Source organism: Aeromonas sp. 160P (assembly GCF_055193095.1).
Window position 1 is genome coordinate 2787954 of sequence record NZ_JBUXKV010000001.1, and the last position, 16169, is coordinate 2804122.

Here is a 16169-nt window from a genome sequence, read left to right on the forward strand (position 1 = left end):
ATAGATTGATTGGAAAAGAAAAATAGACACGTGTGTGCTACATGTGTGCGCTGAAATGGGTTTTTCGGATAAAAAAAGAGCGCCTGGCGGCGCTCTTTCCATTCTATCAATAATCAGAACTTCATGTTGAAGCCAACAGAAGCCAGGAATGCATCGCCATGGGAAGTACCGACCCAATGCGGGTTTGTTGGGCTTGCAGGGCCATGAGTAACAAGACCTTCATCAACGTCAACTTTCTTGCCATCGATATAGGTCAGGCCGAAGTCCAAGCTCATATCCGGGTTGAAGTGGTAAGTTGTACCGGCGCTATACCAGATACGATCAGAGTCAGGAATGCTCAAGCTGCGATATTCAGCTTCGATCGGGGTCTTGTCATAAGCAAAGCCCAAACGCGCTTCCCAGGCAGGGTTGATGTACCAAGTACCGCCGATGGCATAACGAGTAGAGTCTTTGAATTTCTCATCCTTTTGCAGACATATACCATCTTTGCATTGAGAACTGGTTGCCTTCAGTTCTTCAAATGCACTCCAATCGGTCCAGTTGACGGAGTAGTGAACGGCAAACTGCTGGTTTAGACGGTGATAACCGGCAAACTCGGCTTGAGCAGGCAAATCAAGCTTCAGATTGCCGTCAACGGTTTTGTAACCCGATCTAGTGCCATTAAAATCACCATCGAAACTGAGGTCTACTTGGGAGCGGTAGGTCAGCGCAAAGCGATGATTTTCATTAACTTCATAGAGAGTACCAACGTTCCAGCCAAAGCCCCATGTATCACCTTTAAGACTTGAAATATTTTTATCTGCACTATGAGGAATGCCTGTTCCGCCCTGACTCCTCGGGCGAGACAGGGCAGGAGCCAAGACTCCGGCATAACGATTTAATTCGGCGGAACCGTAAACGGCATTAATACCCGCGCCGATACTGAATTGCTCATTGATTCGATATGCAATGTTGGGGTTGATATTCAAAGTAATGAGGGAGGTATCACCTGCCCCTGCACCAGCCGCGAAACTCTTGTCGTATTCAGTAGACAAACCGTAGTTGGAGAAGAGGCCGATACCCCAAGCCCACTGGTCATTTAGTGGTTGAATAAAGTAAGAGGCGGGAACAAAGGCTGCGGGAGCAATGCCAGATGCGCTGGCAGGAACGACACCGGCGACTTTGCCATCCACATCCACATCCGGCTTGATATAGGTGCCGGAGACGGAGACCGCCATCTTGTCGAAGGTGGTCATGGCTGCCGGGTTACGGGCCAGCACGGAGGCGTTATCGGCGATGGCTGCTTCGCCTGCATAGGCGCGACCCAGACCGGAGGCTGAGTGCTCGTTCAACTGGAATGCCGCAGCATGGACTTGACCGGTGGCCAGTGCGATGGTGGCGGCAATCAGGCTCTTCTTGAAAATAGTTGTCGTCATGGAGTTCTCTCTTGTAGGCAGATTTTTTTGCCAATGAAGGCTGCACGTCCGGTGCAGATCACGGCAAAATCCGTTTTTATTTCAGCTTCTTCTTGTCAATTCTGGTTCGATTCTATGGATCTGGTAGGAGGTAAGAAATCAGACCAGTGACAGCAGAATACATAAAAGTGACTACTGTGTTAATCATTTGTTTTAACTTGCTGTTTAATTCATCACTTTCAAGGGGTAACGCCGGATTATTGACCGAGATAACCGATCCCGGTCACAAAAATAATTTTACTGATTTTTCGGAATTTTGAGGCAAATCAGCGGTAAAGAGGCGCAAGGGGATAGAACAGGCAGCGGCTTACCACCGCCACCTGTCATTCAGGGGCTGTCAAGCTTTGTTAAATGGCCCAGTGCAAGCGCGACTGCAGGGCCGTGGCAACAGGGTCGAGTGGCTCCTTCATCTCGCCAATCAGCACCATGTTGGCCCCTTTGAGTTGGACTATTTCCCCTTTGAGGATGCCATCTTCAAAGCTGGCCTGTTGCAGGGTGAGGGGGACATGTTTGGGCACCAAAAACAGGGTGATGGGTCCCATCTTCCCCTGGATCACCATGTGTAAGGCCGGCCCCTGGTAAAACGAGCAGTGATTGGCATAGGTGACGTTAAGTCCATTCATCCCGCTCAGGGTTGCCCCGTATTTTTCCATCTTGCTGTTGATGCTGTGCAAGTTGACCCTCTCATCCGTTCCCTGGATAAAGGGCGCTTCGTCATAGACATGGGCCATCGCCACTTGGGCGAGGGAGCTGGCGGTGGGGGTCGCTTCTGGCAGGCTGATCCAGCGAGTGCTCATCCCCAACAAGAAGGCCACCGATGCAGCCATGGCGATCTGGCGCCAAGGGGACTGTGTCCGATCGCTGGCTAATGTGGTGGCGCTGTTGAGGGGATGAATATTGTCATCGGGCATATCTTGCAACATGGCTTGTTTGAGCAGGATCCGCTCGGCCAGTCCAGCGGGGACGTCTACCTGCATGGCGCGCTTGAGGGTTCTGTCAAACTGCTTCATCTCGTCGAGGTAGTGGCGATTGGCCTGGCTGGCATCGGCAGTCTCGAGAAAGTCGGGCTGTTGATCGTTGGGCTGGATCATGGCGTTGCGGCGAAATTCGAGTTCATCCATGTCCGTGTCCTCTTGCTTGGTTTTTCTGTTCCATCGCCTCTTTGATCTGGTTGCGGGCGCGAAACAGTCGGGTCATGACAGTGTTTTTGTTCAGGCCGAGCATCTTGGCTATCTCCTCACCACTGAATCCCCCTACGACTTGCAGCAGGAGTGGTTCTTGATACTCCTCTGGCAGGCGGGTGATGTGACGGCGCAGCCATTCGTTTTCCATCTCTTGCTCGCTGTGTAAGGCGTCAGGATCACTTTGCGGGAAATCATCGAGATCGACCACATCGAACTGCTTGCGTTCAAAGCGGCGGGCGTTCTCCCGTCTGAGGATGGTTATCAGCCACCCCTTGGCTGCTTTGTCATCCTGCAGGGTGTCGATCGCCTTCCAGGCACGCAGAAAGGTCTCTTGTACCAGATCTTCCGCCACGTTGGGATCACGGGTCAGCCAGTAGCCATACCGGTAGAGATCCCCGTGCAGCGCATGGACCAGTGCTTCAAATTTGGTTTGTTTGTCAGCCATAGGAGTAGAGACCGGCGCAGTGGCCGGATCATTTCCACCCATATGCTGTTGAGCGCGTTTTTTGCTAAAAAACAGCAGAGCCATGGGGCAATCCTTGTCAAGAGGCTAGTCGCAGGGACATTGTTTCAGGCGAGCCAACAGGTAAATCAGCTGTGAAATGGCCATCGTTTCATGGGGTGTCAGGGCACGCGCAAGGGGGCGCCACTGCAGGGATTGGCCAGCTGCCGGGGGGGCAAAGCAGGCTCGTTCGAGCTCATTTAGCGCGTCACGGATCTGATTATGCCCAGCGCCGGGCAACTGGCTTAATTGATAATAGGGAACCTGCCAGCGCAAGGCAGCCCAGTGGATCAGCGCCTTGCGGCTCGCCTCTGGTTGATGCCGGGCCAATGCCCGTTGAAGTCGAGAGAAGGCGCACCAGCGTGGCCCGTGGCGCTGCACGGCACGAAGGGCTAGCGCGAGCAGCACCCACCAGAGGCTCTCTGGCCTTGGCATCTGTGGCGGCTGACTCTCTGGTTGTGGGCGAGCCGTCGCGAGGACAGTCAGGTCGATAGCGGGCAGACTGGCTTGCTCAATCCGGCCACTTTGGGTGCTGAACCAGGGCACCGCAATGGGGGGGAGCTGATACTTGCCGCTGTTCTCTGCGACCAGGGTTTGTCGCCACTCCCGTTCAAACAGCAGTGTTCCCTCGCGATAGCGTTCCTGTTGCTGCTCGCCATCAGGATGGGCTTGCACCCCGGTTGGCAGCTGATGCGCCATCAGCCGGGCAAGCTGGAGTTGGCTGCCATCGCCATTTTCCATGGTCAGGGTCAGGATCCGGATCAGCGGTTCCCCCACCTCTGTGGCGGTGCCGGGTTCCAGTCGTTGTGTCAGGGTGAGGCGGGATGCCACCGCAGTGGCGGGGGCCTTGTCTACCCGTATCGCAAGAGGGGCCGCCCTGGCTGAGAGTCGCTGTGGGTTGCTCCCTTGCTGTATCAACTGGCCTTGCAAGCGGGGGGAGTCGATATGCCAGAGCCCTGGTGCTTTTGCCTGGATCAGCCAGCTGCGGGTCAGTCGGCCGGGCAGCCCAGCTTGTGCAGGGGCGATCCACTCATCACTGCCGAGGCGGCGGATGGTGAAGTGGGTTGAGCTCAGCTCGCTCAGTCCCGGGTTTTGCATGCTGGTGGGCAGCCAGAGGGTCAGGCGGTAGATCACTGGCTGGCCGGGATAGAGCGGGCCCTGATGATCAAGGCTTGCCTGCATCTCGAGGGGCGAGGGGGCTGCGGGCTGCGGCAGCGCTGCTGTTTTCGCCTCTCTCAATGGCAGGGTGAGCGAGGGAGTGAACTCATTTCCCAGTTTGAGCGGGGCAATCACCACCTCTGTATTTGCGGGTGAATTGCTCTGGTGCAGCGGGATCTGCCAGCGAGTCAGTTGTTGTACCGGGGTGGTGACCCGGCTCATGGTCACTCTGCCCACCGCAAACTGGCGCAGCAAGGGGGTGATCTCCAGCTCGCTGCTCTGGCGCTCGCCATCCGCTTCGATGATCAGCAGCCAATCGCTGGGATCGGCACCCGGCAGCAGCTCTGCGCGGGGCGGCAAGGCCCAGCCAAGCGGACTCGCCAGTGCGAGCAACAGTCCCCATCCTGCTCGCGTCACCAGGGCTCCTCCACCTTGATCAGGTCCCGGCGCAGTGCCTCTTTGCGCAGTCGCTGTTCCAGCAGCAACACCGGGGGAGAGGGTGGCAGGGGCATTGCCGTCGCCTGCTGATCAGCCGCTGGTTCGGGTTGTTTGCTGTTGTTGGGGTCGGGGGCCGCCGCCGCGCCGCCTTGTAACAGCGAGAGGTTATAGAGCGCATCTTCATGGCCAGGTTCCAGCGCCAGGGCCGCCAGATAGGCCTCTTTGGCGGGGGCAAACTCACCCAGTTGCAGCAGGGCGTTGCCGCGGTTGTAGTGGGCGGTGGCGCTCGCGGCTTCTTGATAGGCCGCAATGGCTTGCCGATAGGCACCGGCCCGATACCAAGCGTTGCCGCGCCAGATCGGATCATTGAAGGTGCGGGCGGCCTGTTGAAATTCCCCCTGTTGATAAGCCTGCATGGCGCGCAGCTCCATCCCATCTGCTGCTTGCAGATCCTGAGGGACGAGCAGCGGTAGTACCATGATCAGCGCCACCATCAGCCGGGCGCCGACTCTGGCCAGCAAGGCCAGCGGTAACAAGGGGATCAGCAGCCAGGGGCCCAAATCGAGTGGCGCCGGGGTGAGGGCCGAGCTAGTGGCGGGCAGCGGCGCAAAGCGCGGCGCGTCGCTGCCAAGCCACTGCAGCTCACCGCCGAGGCGATTGGCCAGCGCGGCCATGGCCTGACTATCGGGGGCAGGCAGTTGTGCCGGCATGCGGGTAGCAAAACCCAGCTCATTGGCAGCAATGGCGGGCATGGAGGCCGCTTGGCCGCTGCTGGCGAGCAGGATATCGAGGCGAGCCGGTTGGGTGTCGCGGCAAAGCAGGCGCTGCTGGCAAGGCCACAAGGCGCTAATTTGTTCCATCTGGTTCGTGGTGAGGTCGTCGGTGATCAGCAGCAGACGAGCCTGCTCACCGGGGGCAAGTTGTTGCATGGCAAGTTCAATGGCCCGTGCCGGGTTGCTGCCCTGCAGCGGCATGATATCGGGGCGCAAGTCGGGCAGCAGTAACGCGAGGGCCTGATGATCCCGGGTGGGCGGCATGGCGAGGTAGGCATCACCGGCGTAGAGGATCAGCGCGATGCGCTCGCCCTCGGCGTGGCTGAGCAGTTGCTGCAACTGCCATCTGATCCGGGTTGCCCGATCCGGTTTGAGGTCGGTTGCGGTCATCGATCGTGACAAGTCCAGCAGCCAGATATCAAGCGGTGCCGCAGGCTGCTGTTGCAGCTCACTGCGCAGTGCCGGTCCGCTCAGGGCCAAAATGATCGGCAGTGTCGCCAGCCAGAGCCAGAGCCAGGGGCGCTCGGAACGGGATGATGGCAGCAGATAAGCGTGCATGGCTGGCGCGAGCAGCGGGGGCTGGCGACGACGGCGCCACCCTTGCCAGATCCAAGGGATGAGAGCGATCAGCCACAGGGGGCGCAGCAAGATCAGCTCCATCTGCGCGCGCCTCGGGCAAGCCAGCTACGTACCTTGCGAAATTCCAGCCTGCCGCGTCCAGCAGGCAGAAGCAGCAAGCCACAAAGCAGTGCCAGCGGCCAGGGGTAGAGCTCGGTCACCGGTTGATAGTGGGCAATTGGCATGGGGGCAGGTTCAAGGGCATTGAGGGTCGCGTTGATGGTATCGAGATCGCTCTGGGTGCGAGCCCGAAAGTAATGCCCCTTGCCGATCTGCGCCAGCTCTTTAAGCAGCGGCTCGTCCAGCTCGCTGCTGGGATCGGCCTGACCGCTGCCCGCTTCATCGTAGGGTTGGATAAAGGTATCGGGATCGGCTCCGACCCCCAGCGTATAGATCCGTATTCCCTGCGCCGCGGCGAGTTTGGCCTCCTGCTGTGGGTCGGCATTGCCTGCAGTATTGCGGCCATCGGTCACCAGCAGCAGAGCTGTCGGGCGATTAGGGTCCCCATGCTGGCGTGCCAGCAAAATGGCCTCACCAAGGGCGGTGGTGCGGCCGACCAGATCAAAATCGAGCTCGTCGCTCAAGGTCAGCAGCGCCGGGATCTCTTGAGTAAGGGGAGAGAGCAGGTAGGCGTGATCGGCAAAAACGATGAGGCCAACCCTGTCTCCGGCCCGCTTGGCGATCAGCGCCTTGAGCTGCTGGCGCACCGCCGTTAGCCGCGCCTGCTGCTCGCCGCTGTCGAGCATATCCGGGGTGCGCATGCTGTCGGAGAGATCGACCGCGATCAGCAGATCCCGGCTCCCTTCATATCGGATCACCGGTTCACCCCATAACTGGGGGCGGCAGAGGGCGAGGATAAGGGCGCACCAGAGCAGCATGGCGCGCCAGAGCGGCAATCCGGCGTGGGGGCGAAGCAGAGCAAACCCGGGGTGAGCCAGATAACCACGGCGCAGGGGCGGTAAACCGAAGCGCACCAGCAAGGGCAGCACCAGCGCCAGCGCAAACCAGGGCCAGGCCAGGGTCATGAATGTCTCCGCGCGGCTTTACGCCCTGAGCGGGGAGAACACGGTAAGAAGAGGGTTTGACCCCAGCGGCGGTACTCTTGCCGCAGCTGTTCGCACTGCTCGCGGGTCGGGCTCTGGCTGCCATAGAGCCAACTGCTCCAGTGATGGGAGAACTGGCTGAAATCGCTGCCGCCGTGACGATCGACGAAGGCGAGCCACGCCTCTCCCTGCAACTGGCGCGCCTCGGGCCAGCGTTGCAGCGCTTCATGGCGCAGCGCCTCGTGTATGCGCGTCACCAGTAGCGCCGGATCACCCTCCAGCTGGCGGCACCAGCGGCGGTAACGTAGCAACCGCCGGGCAAACAGGGCGATCAGTAGCAGCAATAAACCTGTGATCAGTAGCCACAGTAACGCCTGTATTCTGGGGTCCAGACTCTGCTCAATCAGATCAGGCCCCGGGTGGATGTCTCGCATCAGGGCGGCCAACTGCGCGGTCATGGCCTCGGAGGTGGGACTGGCAGTGCCGAGATCTGTTGGCGCTATTACCCCTGATGACATAACCCCTCCTGCCACTGTTGTTGCAGCGTCTGGCTGTTATCGAGCAGATAGAGGCGCTGTACCAGCGGCAATAACTGCTGCTTGCCGTGGGCCAGCTGCTGCTCGGCGGCTTGCTGGTAGCGGCGGGAGAAACCGGCATGGCCCCCATCCAGCCAGCCCTGATAGTGCTGGGCTGGCCTATCGATGGTCACTGGCAGCTGGCCGTCAGGGGGCAGGGCGGCTTCGAGGGGATCGCGGATCTGCCAATAGTGGATATCGTGGCGCCGCGAGAGCAGCTGCAACTGCTGACAGAGCGCCGACTCGCAGGGTCTGTGGTCGGTGATGAGCGTCAGTTTGGCACCGTGGGGCAGCTTCACGCTGGCCAAGGTGTCGGCCAGTGAATGGGAGAGTACCCGCCGTGCCAGCCCTTGCTGGTAGTGGTGGCAGAGAGATTCTAGCAGGGGAAGTACGCTGCCGCGCTGGCTCTGGCGATGGGAAACAAGTCCGTGGCAGATCAGGGTGTTGTGCTGCTTCTCCCCTTGCCAGATCAGGGCCGCCGCCAGCTCGCAGGCGAGGCGCGCCTTGAGCTGCAGCGTGGAGCCGAAATACATGGCAGGAGAGAGATCGAGCAGCAGCCAGTGCGCTTGATCAAGCTCCTCGCTGTAGAGGCGGGTGTAGGGGCGACCGAGGCGCGCCGTGACCCGCCAGTCGATATGGCGTACCTCGTCACCAGCCTGATAGGCGCGCAGTTCCCGAAACGTGAGCCCAGGCGAGCGACCCGGTTTGCCGCGTTCGCTGCTGCTCAAACCTGTTTTCGGCCTGGCCCTGGCCTTGGCCCAGAGCCGGATATTGAGCAGCCGTGGCAGTGACAGATCTATGTCGGGATGCAGGCCGGGGTCTAGGGGCATGGCACCTGATCCAGCAGTTGGGCGATCAGGATATCGTTATCCAGATTGTCAGCCAGTGCCTGATAGCTGGGGATCAGGCGGTGGCGTAGCACCGGATAGGCCTGCAGCTGGATATCTTCCGGCAGCACATAGTCACGCCCCGCGAGCCAGGCACGGGCGCGGGCAGATCGGGCCAGCCCCAGTGTCGCTCTGGGGCTGGCGCCCACCGCAATCAGCGGCTCAAGGGCGGGGCACAGGCCGCTGCCCGGGCGGGTGGCGCAGACCAGCTCTACCAGATAGTGCTCCAGTCTGCTCTGCATGCTGACCGCTAGCACCTCACTGCGGGCACTTTGCAAGGTGGTCTGGCTCAGGGTCACCGGCGCAGCGCCAAGCTGCTCGCCGCTGGCGTTAAGCTGCAAGATGGCCAGCTCCATGGTGGGGCTGGGGTAATCCACTATCAGCTTGAGCAAAAAGCGGTCGAGCTGAGCCTCCGGCAGGGGATAGGTCCCCTCCTGTTCGATGGGGTTCTGGGTGGCGGCGACCATAAAGAGTGGCGGTAGCCGCCAGCTCTTTTTGCCCACAGTGATCTGATGTTCGGCCATGGCTTCCAGCAGGGCTGATTGCACCTTGGCGGGCGCCCGGTTGATCTCGTCTGCCAGCACCAGATGGTTGAACAGGGGGCCCGGCTGGAATACAAAACTGGCATCTTGCGGGTGAAACACTTCGCTGCCGGTGAGGTCGGCAGGGAGCAGATCGGGGGTAAACTGGATACGGGCGAAGCGCCCCTCAACGGCGCCAGCCAATGCCTTGACGGCGCGGGTTTTGGCAAGGCCGGGCGCCCCTTCGATTAATACATGTCCTTCACATAACAGGGCGATCAAGAGCCCTTCGATGAGCTCCTCCTGCCCCAGAATTTGACTGCCAAGATAGTCCCTAAGCGCGCTGAACTCGGCCGCTGCCATGCGATAAACCCGTTGTTTTTATGGAAGTTGATCTTTTTATACTCCAGTTGCTCCCCAAGGGCGAGTGAAGGGGCCTTGCTGCGCTTAATTTAGTTTCAATCAGCTGTATGAAACTTGTGAGTGGATTGTTAAGATGTGGCGCAATGAGGTCAGACCTCTACCTTTTTATCTTTGCGTTTAACCAAGGAGCCAGGATGAAACAGCCATTGAAACTGACGACTCGCCAGGGCGAACGGATTGCCGTCGTGGCGGGGCTGCGTACCCCTTTTGCCAAGCAGGCCACCGCCTTTCATGGCGTGCCTGCAGTCGATCTCGGCAAACTGGTGGTGAGCGAGCTGCTCGCCCGCACCGATCTCGACCCCGCCCTCATCGATCAGCTGGTGTTCGGTCAGGTGGTGCAGATGCCGGAAGCCCCCAACATTGCCCGCGAGATCGTGCTCGGCACTGGCATGAGCATTGCCACGGATGCCTATAGCGTCTCCCGCGCCTGCGCCACCAGTTTTCAGGCGGTGGCCAACGTCACTGAATCGATCATGGCTGGCACTGTGGATATCGCCATCGCTGGCGGTGCCGACTCCTCTTCTGTGCTGCCCATCGGCGTGAGTAAAAAGCTGGCTCGCACTCTGGTGGATCTCAACAAGGCACGCAATCTGCAACAGCGCTTCAATATTCTGCGGACATTGAGGATCAAGGATCTGCTGCCGGTGCCACCGGCGGTGGCGGAATACTCTACTGGCCTCTCCATGGGGCAGACCGCCGAGCAGATGGCCAAGAGCCACCATATCAGCCGTGAGGCACAAGATGCGCTGGCTCATCGCTCCCACACCCTGGCTGCAGAAGCGTGGGCGCAAGGCAAGCTCAGCGGCGAGGTGTTTACCGCCCATGTGCCCCCTTACAAGTCACCGCTGGAGCGGGACAACAATATCCGTGAAAGCTCCGATCTGGCGAGTTACGCCAAGCTCAAGCCGGTGTTTGACCGGGTCCATGGCACTGTCACTGCGGCCAACGCCACGCCGCTGACCGATGGCGCCGCCGCCGTGCTGCTGATGCGGGAAGGGCGGGCCAAAGAGCTGGGTCTCGAGCCGCTGGGCTATATCCGCAGTTTCGCTTTCTCGGCCATCGATGTGTGGCAAGACATGCTGATGGGCCCCTCCTATGCCACGCCGCTGGCGCTGGACAGAGCCGGGATCACGCTCAGCGATCTAACCTTGATCGACATGCATGAAGCCTTTGCCGCCCAGACCCTGGCCAACCTCAAGATGTTTGCCAGCCCCGAGTTTGCCCGTGACAAGCTGGGCCGTGATCAGGCCATCGGTGAAGTGGACATGGATAAATTTAACGTCCTCGGTGGCTCGCTGGCCTATGGCCACCCCTTTGCCGCGACCGGTGCGCGGATGATCACCCAGACCCTGCACGAGCTGCGTCGTCGCGGCGGGGGATTTGGGCTCAACACCGCCTGTGCGGCGGGTGGATTGGGCGTGGCTATGGTGTTGGAGGTTGAATGATGAGCGCTAAGACTTTTTCCCTGGATGTTCGCAAAGATGGTATCGGCATCCTCACCATGGATGTGCCGGGCGAGAGCATGAATACCCTCAAGGCTGCCTTTGTGGAGGAGATCCGCACCGTGCTGGCCGAGGTGAAGCGTAACAAGGATCTGATTGGGCTGGTGATCACCTCTGGCAAGAAGGACTCCTTCATCGCCGGCGCCGACATCACCATGCTGGCCGCCTGCACCAGTGCCAAGGATGCCGAGACCCTGTCGCGAGAAGGGCAGGAGATCTTTGCCGAGATCGAAGCACTGACCATTCCGGTGATCGCCGCCATCCACGGCCCTTGCCTCGGTGGCGGGTTGGAGCTGGCGCTGGCCTGTCATGGCCGGGTGGTGACGGATCACGGTAAAACTGTGTTGGGATTGCCGGAAGTCCAGCTTGGCCTGCTGCCAGGCTCGGGTGGTACCCAGCGCTTGCCGCGCCTCATTGGGGTGGCCAAGGCGCTGGATCTGATGCTGACCGGCAAGCAGGTGCGGGCCAAACAAGCTAAAAAGCTGGGGCTGGTGGACGATCTGGTACCGCCCTCCATCCTGCTGGATGCCGCCATCAAGCTGGCCAAAAAAGGCAAACCGCGTCATCAATTGAAGCGGGATCTGCAAGGCAAGGTGCTGGAGACCAACAAGTTGGGCCGCAAGGTGCTGTTCGATCAGGCCAGCAAAGGGGTGAAAGCCAAGACCCGTGGTAACTATCCTGCGCCAGAGCGGATCCTCGAGGTAGTGCGGATCGGCGTGGAGGAGGGGATGAAGGCCGGTCTTGCCGCCGAATCCCGTCACTTTGGCGAGTTGGTGATGACGGCGGAATCTGCCGCTCTGCGCTCCATCTTCTTTGCCACTACCGAGATGAAGAAAGAGGTCACTTATCAAGGGGCCGAGCCGCGCAAGGTGGCCCATGCCGCCGTATTGGGCGGTGGTCTGATGGGCGGCGGCATTGCGTTTGTCACCGCCACCAAGGCGGGCGTGCCGGTGCGGATCAAGGATGTGGCAAGCACCGGTATCGGCAATGCCATGCGCTACAGCTACGACATTCTGGCCAAGAAGCTCAAGCGTCGCCAACTACTGCGCAGCGAGCTGGAAAAACAGATGAGCCTGCTGACCGGTACCGTCGACTACTCCGGTTTTCATCGGATCGACATGGTGGTGGAGGCGGTATTTGAAGATCTCGCGCTCAAGCACCAGATGGTGAAGGATGTGGAGCGCGAGTGCGGTGAGCACACAGTGTTTGCCTCTAACACCTCTTCTCTGCCCATCAACCAGATTGCGGCAGAGGCGGCGCACCCGGAGCGAGTCGTGGGGCTGCACTACTTCAGCCCGGTGGACAAGATGCCGCTGGCGGAGATCATCCCCCACGCCGGCACCAGTGCCGAGACGGTCGCTACCACCCTGGCTTTTGCCCGTGCTCAGGGCAAGACGCCCATTGTGGTGAAAGACGAAGCCGGTTTCTACGTCAACCGCATCCTCGCCCCTTACATGAACGAAGCGGCGCGACTGGTGCTGGAAGGGGAGCCGGTGGAGGTGCTGGACAGCGCGTTGCTGGACTTCGGCTTCCCGGTTGGCCCCATCACCCTGCTCGATGAGGTGGGGATCGATGTGGGTGCCAAGATCTCCCCCATCCTCGAGCAAGAGCTGGGCGGCGAGCAGTTCCAGGCGCCCAAGGCGTTCGACAAGCTGCTGCAAAACGATCGCAAGGGCCGCAAGAACGGCAAGGGCTTCTACCTCTACGGCAAGGCGGCCCCGCGTAATCGCTTGACCGGTAAAGAGGGCAAGAAGAAGGTGGACGAGAGCGTCTATGGCGTGCTAGGGATCAAACCTTCAGCCAAGCTTGCCCGCCAAGAAATCGCCGAGCGCTGCGTGCTGTTGATGCTCAACGAAGCCGCCATGGCGCTGGATAGCGGTGTGGTAGCCTCGGCCCGTGATGGCGATATCGGTGCCATCTTCGGCATCGGTTTCCCGCCGTTCCTCGGCGGCCCGTTCCGCTATATGGACAAGCTCGGGATCGATCATCTGGTTGGTCGTCTTGAGTATTACCAGAAGCGTCACGGCGACCGGTTCGCCCCCTGTGCCCGCCTCAAGGCGATGGCGGCAGAGCAGCAGACCTTCTACTGATAACCGTGGCAGATTGACCGCAAGACAAAGAGGCCCGTACCACAGTGCGGGCCTCTTTCTATTGCATGTGTGGTGTCTGCGGCCGTGATCTGAGCAGAGAAAACACGCAAGGTGGTTGAGAGCAGATAAAAAAACGGCCCACCGAAGTGAGCCGTAGAGAGATCTGGTAACCGGTCAGATCCCCGGTTTTCGCTCCGGGCAGCGGCCGATGATGTCTGCTGGCAGATCGCCGTTATCCTGCTCCAGCACCACGTCGAACCCCCACAGTTGATGCAGGTGCTTGAGCACCTCATGGCGCGAGTCGCCAAGGGGGATGCGGTTGTGTGGCACGTAGCGCAGGGTGAGGGAGCGATCCCCCTTCACTGCCACGTTGTAGACCTGAATATTGGGCTCCAGATTGCTGAGATTGTACTGGGCCGACAGGGTATTGCGCACCTGACGGTACCCCTCGTCATTATGGATGGCGGAGACCTTGAGATAGTTTTTGAGGTCATCGTCATCAATGGCGAACAGCTTCAGGTCCCGCATCACCTTGGGGCTTAAGAACTGGCTGATAAAGCTCTCATCCTTGAAGTTCTGCATGGCAAAATGGAGGGTCTCGACCCAGTTGCTGCCAGCATAATCGGGGAACCAGTATCTGTCCTCCTCGGTCGGGTTCTCACAGATGCGGCGCAGGTCGGTAAACATGGCAAACCCCAGCGCATAGGGGTTGATCCCCGAGTAGTAGCGACTGTTATAGGCCGGTTGATAGACCACGTTGGTGTGGCTGTGCAGCACCTCCATCATGAAGCTATCGCTCAGCTTGCCCTCGTCATAGAGGTGGTTGAGGATGGTGTAGTGCCAGAAGGTGGCCCACCCCTCGTTCATCACCTGGGTCTGCTTTTGCGGATAAAAATACTGGCTGATCTTGCGCACGATGCGCACCACTTCCCGCTGCCAGGGCTCCAGCAAGGGGGCATTCTTCTCGATGAAGTAGAGAATGTTCTCCTGAGGTTCGGCAGGGTAGCGTCTGTCCTCGACCCCCGCCGCTTTATGCTGCTTGGGTAGGGTACGCCACAGCTCGTTGACCTGGGTTTGCAGGTAATCTTCCCGTGCTTTTTGGCGCCGTTTTTCCTCGGCCATCGAGATTTTCTGGGGCCGCTTGTAGCGATCCACCCCGTAGTTCATCAGGGCATGACAGGAGTCCAGCAACCGCTCTACTGCGTCAATACCGTGTTTTTCTTCACACTCGGTAATGTATTTTTTGGCGAACAGCAGGTAGTCGATAATCGAGGAGGCATCAGTCCACGCCTTGAACAGATAGTTGTTCTTGAAGAAGGAGTTGTGACCATAGCAAGCGTGGGCCATCACCAGCGCCTGCATCGGCATGGTGTTCTCCTCCATCAGATAGGCGATGCAGGGGTCCGAGTTGATGACGATCTCGTAGGCCAGCCCCATCTGGCCGCGCTTGTAGTTGCGCTCGGTATGGATAAAGCGTTTGCCAAATGACCAGTGTTGGTAACCGAGCGGCATACCGACACTGGAGTAGGCATCCATCATCTGCTCGGCGGTGATCACCTCGATCTGATTAGGATAGGTGTCGAGCTTGTAAGATCGGGCGACCCGGGCAATCTCCTGGTGGTAGGTCTCCAGCAGCTCAAAGTTCCAGTCCGGTCCGTCATCCAGTGGCGCTACTCTTTTTTCGGTTTCGATCATAGGACCTCCTCACGCCGCTTGTTTCTTGAACAGTTCACGGAACACCGGATAGATATCCTCAACCTTGCGAATGTGTTCCATCGCAAAGTGGGGGAACTGGCTGGCCACCGACTCATACTCGTGCCACAGGGTCTGGTGGGCGCGGGTGGTGATCTCGATGTAGGAGTAGTACCGCACTCGCGGCATGATGTCCCGTGCCAGGATCTCCTTGCATTGTGGTGAGTCATCGGCCCAGTTATCCCCATCGGATGCCTGCGCCGCATAGATGTTCCACTGATTGGCCGGATAACGCTCGTTGATGATGTCGTTCATCATCTTGAGCGCACTGGAGACGATGGTGCCGCCGGTCTCCTGGGAGTAGAAGAACTCGTGTTCGTCCACCTCCTTGGCCTGGGTGTGGTGGCGGATATAGACCACCTCGACGTTCTTGTAGGTCCGGCTCAGGAACAGATAGAGCAGGATATAGAAACGCTTGGCCATCTCCTTGGTGGCCTGATCCATGGAACCCGAGACGTCCATCAGACAGAACATCACCGCCTGGCTGGAGGGAACCGGCCGCTTGACGAAGTTGTTGAACTTCAGATCGAAGGTGTCGATAAACGGCACCGCATTGATCCGCCGTTTCAGCTCTCTGATCTCCTTCTCAAGCTGGGCGATTTCGGCAAAGTGTTCGTTGGGATCGGTGGCCAGCAGGGCCAGCCGATCTTCCAGCTCATGGAGCTGACGTTTCTTGCCCGCTTGCAACGCCATGCGGCGTGCCAGCGAATTTTGCAGAGAACGCACCACGTTGATGTTGGCGGGTACGCCATTGGAGGTGTAGCCAGCCCGGTAGGTTTTCATCTCCATCAGCTGGTTGAGCTGGGTTTTCTGCAGTCGTGGCAGCTCCAGATCTTCAAACAGCAGGTCGAGATATTCATCCTTGGAGATCTGGAACACGAAGTCGTCAGCCCCTTCTCCCTGATTGGATGCTTGCCCCTCACCAGAGCCTTGACCACCGCCCCCTCCTTTGGGGCGGTCAATCTTGTCACCTGAGATGAACTGGTCATTGCCGGGATGCACCATCTCCCGTTTACCGCCTTGCCCCTGATGGAAATGGGGTTCACCGATATCCTTGGTCGGGATGCTGATGTTCTCGCCTTTGTCTACGTCCTGAATGCTGCGCTTGGAGACAGCATCCGAGACCGCTTGTTTTATCTGCTTCTTGTAGCGGCGAATGAAGCGCTGCCGATTGACAGCGCTTTTGTTTTTGCCGTTGAGCCTGCGGTCGATAAAATGCGCCATAACTCCCCCTTGAACCACGGCAGGG

At 59.2% G+C, this 16169-nt stretch carries 13 protein-coding genes; 2 read left to right on the forward strand and 11 right to left on the reverse strand.

Annotated elements, in window-relative coordinates:
* Positions 1 to 113: 113 nt before the first annotated feature.
* The 9 genes from ACY8FN_RS13180 to ACY8FN_RS13220 form a co-directional block, all read right to left on the reverse strand.
* Positions 114 to 1415 (reverse strand): outer membrane protein transport protein, encoded by a 1302-nt coding sequence (locus ACY8FN_RS13180; protein ID WP_463100244.1) that lies wholly within the window; start codon positions 1413 to 1415, stop codon positions 114 to 116.
* 386 nt (positions 1416 to 1801) lie between these two features.
* Positions 1802 to 2575, reverse strand: coding sequence for a DUF3379 domain-containing protein (locus tag ACY8FN_RS13185; RefSeq protein WP_463100245.1), 774 nt, complete (start codon positions 2573 to 2575; stop codon positions 1802 to 1804).
* On the reverse strand, positions 2568 to 3167 hold the full coding sequence (locus tag ACY8FN_RS13190) for a sigma-70 family RNA polymerase sigma factor (RefSeq protein ID WP_139691741.1): 600 nt from the start codon (positions 3165 to 3167) through the stop codon (positions 2568 to 2570). The genes ACY8FN_RS13185 and ACY8FN_RS13190 overlap by 8 nt, the downstream gene beginning before the upstream one ends.
* A 21-nt stretch (positions 3168 to 3188) precedes the next feature.
* Positions 3189 to 4691, reverse strand: coding sequence for a BatD family protein (locus tag ACY8FN_RS13195; RefSeq protein WP_463101171.1), 1503 nt, complete (start codon positions 4689 to 4691; stop codon positions 3189 to 3191).
* A gap of 20 nt (positions 4692 to 4711) precedes the next feature.
* Positions 4712 to 6169 (reverse strand): vWA domain-containing protein, encoded by a 1458-nt coding sequence (locus ACY8FN_RS13200; protein WP_463100246.1) that lies wholly within the window; start codon positions 6167 to 6169, stop codon positions 4712 to 4714.
* Entirely contained in the window at positions 6160 to 7152 is a 993-nt protein-coding gene (locus tag ACY8FN_RS13205; protein ID WP_463100247.1) for a VWA domain-containing protein, read from the reverse strand. The genes ACY8FN_RS13200 and ACY8FN_RS13205 overlap by 10 nt, the downstream gene beginning before the upstream one ends.
* The gene (locus tag ACY8FN_RS13210) at positions 7149 to 7688 is read right to left on the reverse strand and encodes a DUF4381 domain-containing protein (protein ID WP_463100248.1); all 540 of its coding nucleotides are present in this window, start codon (positions 7686 to 7688) and stop codon (positions 7149 to 7151) included. The genes ACY8FN_RS13205 and ACY8FN_RS13210 overlap by 4 nt, the downstream gene beginning before the upstream one ends.
* Positions 7673 to 8575, reverse strand: coding sequence for a DUF58 domain-containing protein (locus ACY8FN_RS13215; protein ID WP_463100249.1), 903 nt, complete (start codon positions 8573 to 8575; stop codon positions 7673 to 7675). The genes ACY8FN_RS13210 and ACY8FN_RS13215 overlap by 16 nt, the downstream gene beginning before the upstream one ends.
* Positions 8566 to 9516, reverse strand: a complete 951-nt coding sequence (locus ACY8FN_RS13220) for an AAA family ATPase (protein ID WP_101324635.1) — start codon at positions 9514 to 9516, stop codon at positions 8566 to 8568. Before ACY8FN_RS13220 ends, ACY8FN_RS13215 begins: the two co-directional genes overlap by 10 nt.
* Before the next feature lie 194 nt (positions 9517 to 9710).
* Between ACY8FN_RS13220 and fadI the strand changes: the two genes are divergently transcribed.
* Together fadI and fadJ are read left to right on the forward strand one after the other, a co-directional pair.
* On the forward strand, positions 9711 to 11021 hold the full coding sequence (fadI, locus tag ACY8FN_RS13225) for an acetyl-CoA C-acyltransferase FadI (RefSeq protein ID WP_463100250.1): 1311 nt from the start codon (positions 9711 to 9713) through the stop codon (positions 11019 to 11021).
* Positions 11021 to 13168, forward strand: coding sequence for a fatty acid oxidation complex subunit alpha FadJ (gene fadJ, locus ACY8FN_RS13230; protein WP_463101172.1), 2148 nt, complete (start codon positions 11021 to 11023; stop codon positions 13166 to 13168). Before fadI ends, fadJ begins: the two co-directional genes overlap by 1 nt.
* 174 nt (positions 13169 to 13342) lie before the next feature.
* Here the strand turns inward: fadJ and ACY8FN_RS13235 are convergent, their stop codons facing one another.
* Both ACY8FN_RS13235 and ACY8FN_RS13240 read right to left on the reverse strand, forming a co-directional pair.
* Complete coding sequence (locus tag ACY8FN_RS13235) at positions 13343 to 14863, reverse strand: SpoVR family protein (protein WP_068978805.1); 1521 nt, start codon at positions 14861 to 14863, stop codon at positions 13343 to 13345.
* Between the two features lie 9 nt (positions 14864 to 14872).
* Complete coding sequence (locus tag ACY8FN_RS13240) at positions 14873 to 16144, reverse strand: YeaH/YhbH family protein (protein ID WP_042023833.1); 1272 nt, start codon at positions 16142 to 16144, stop codon at positions 14873 to 14875.
* Positions 16145 to 16169: the final 25 nt, after the last annotated feature.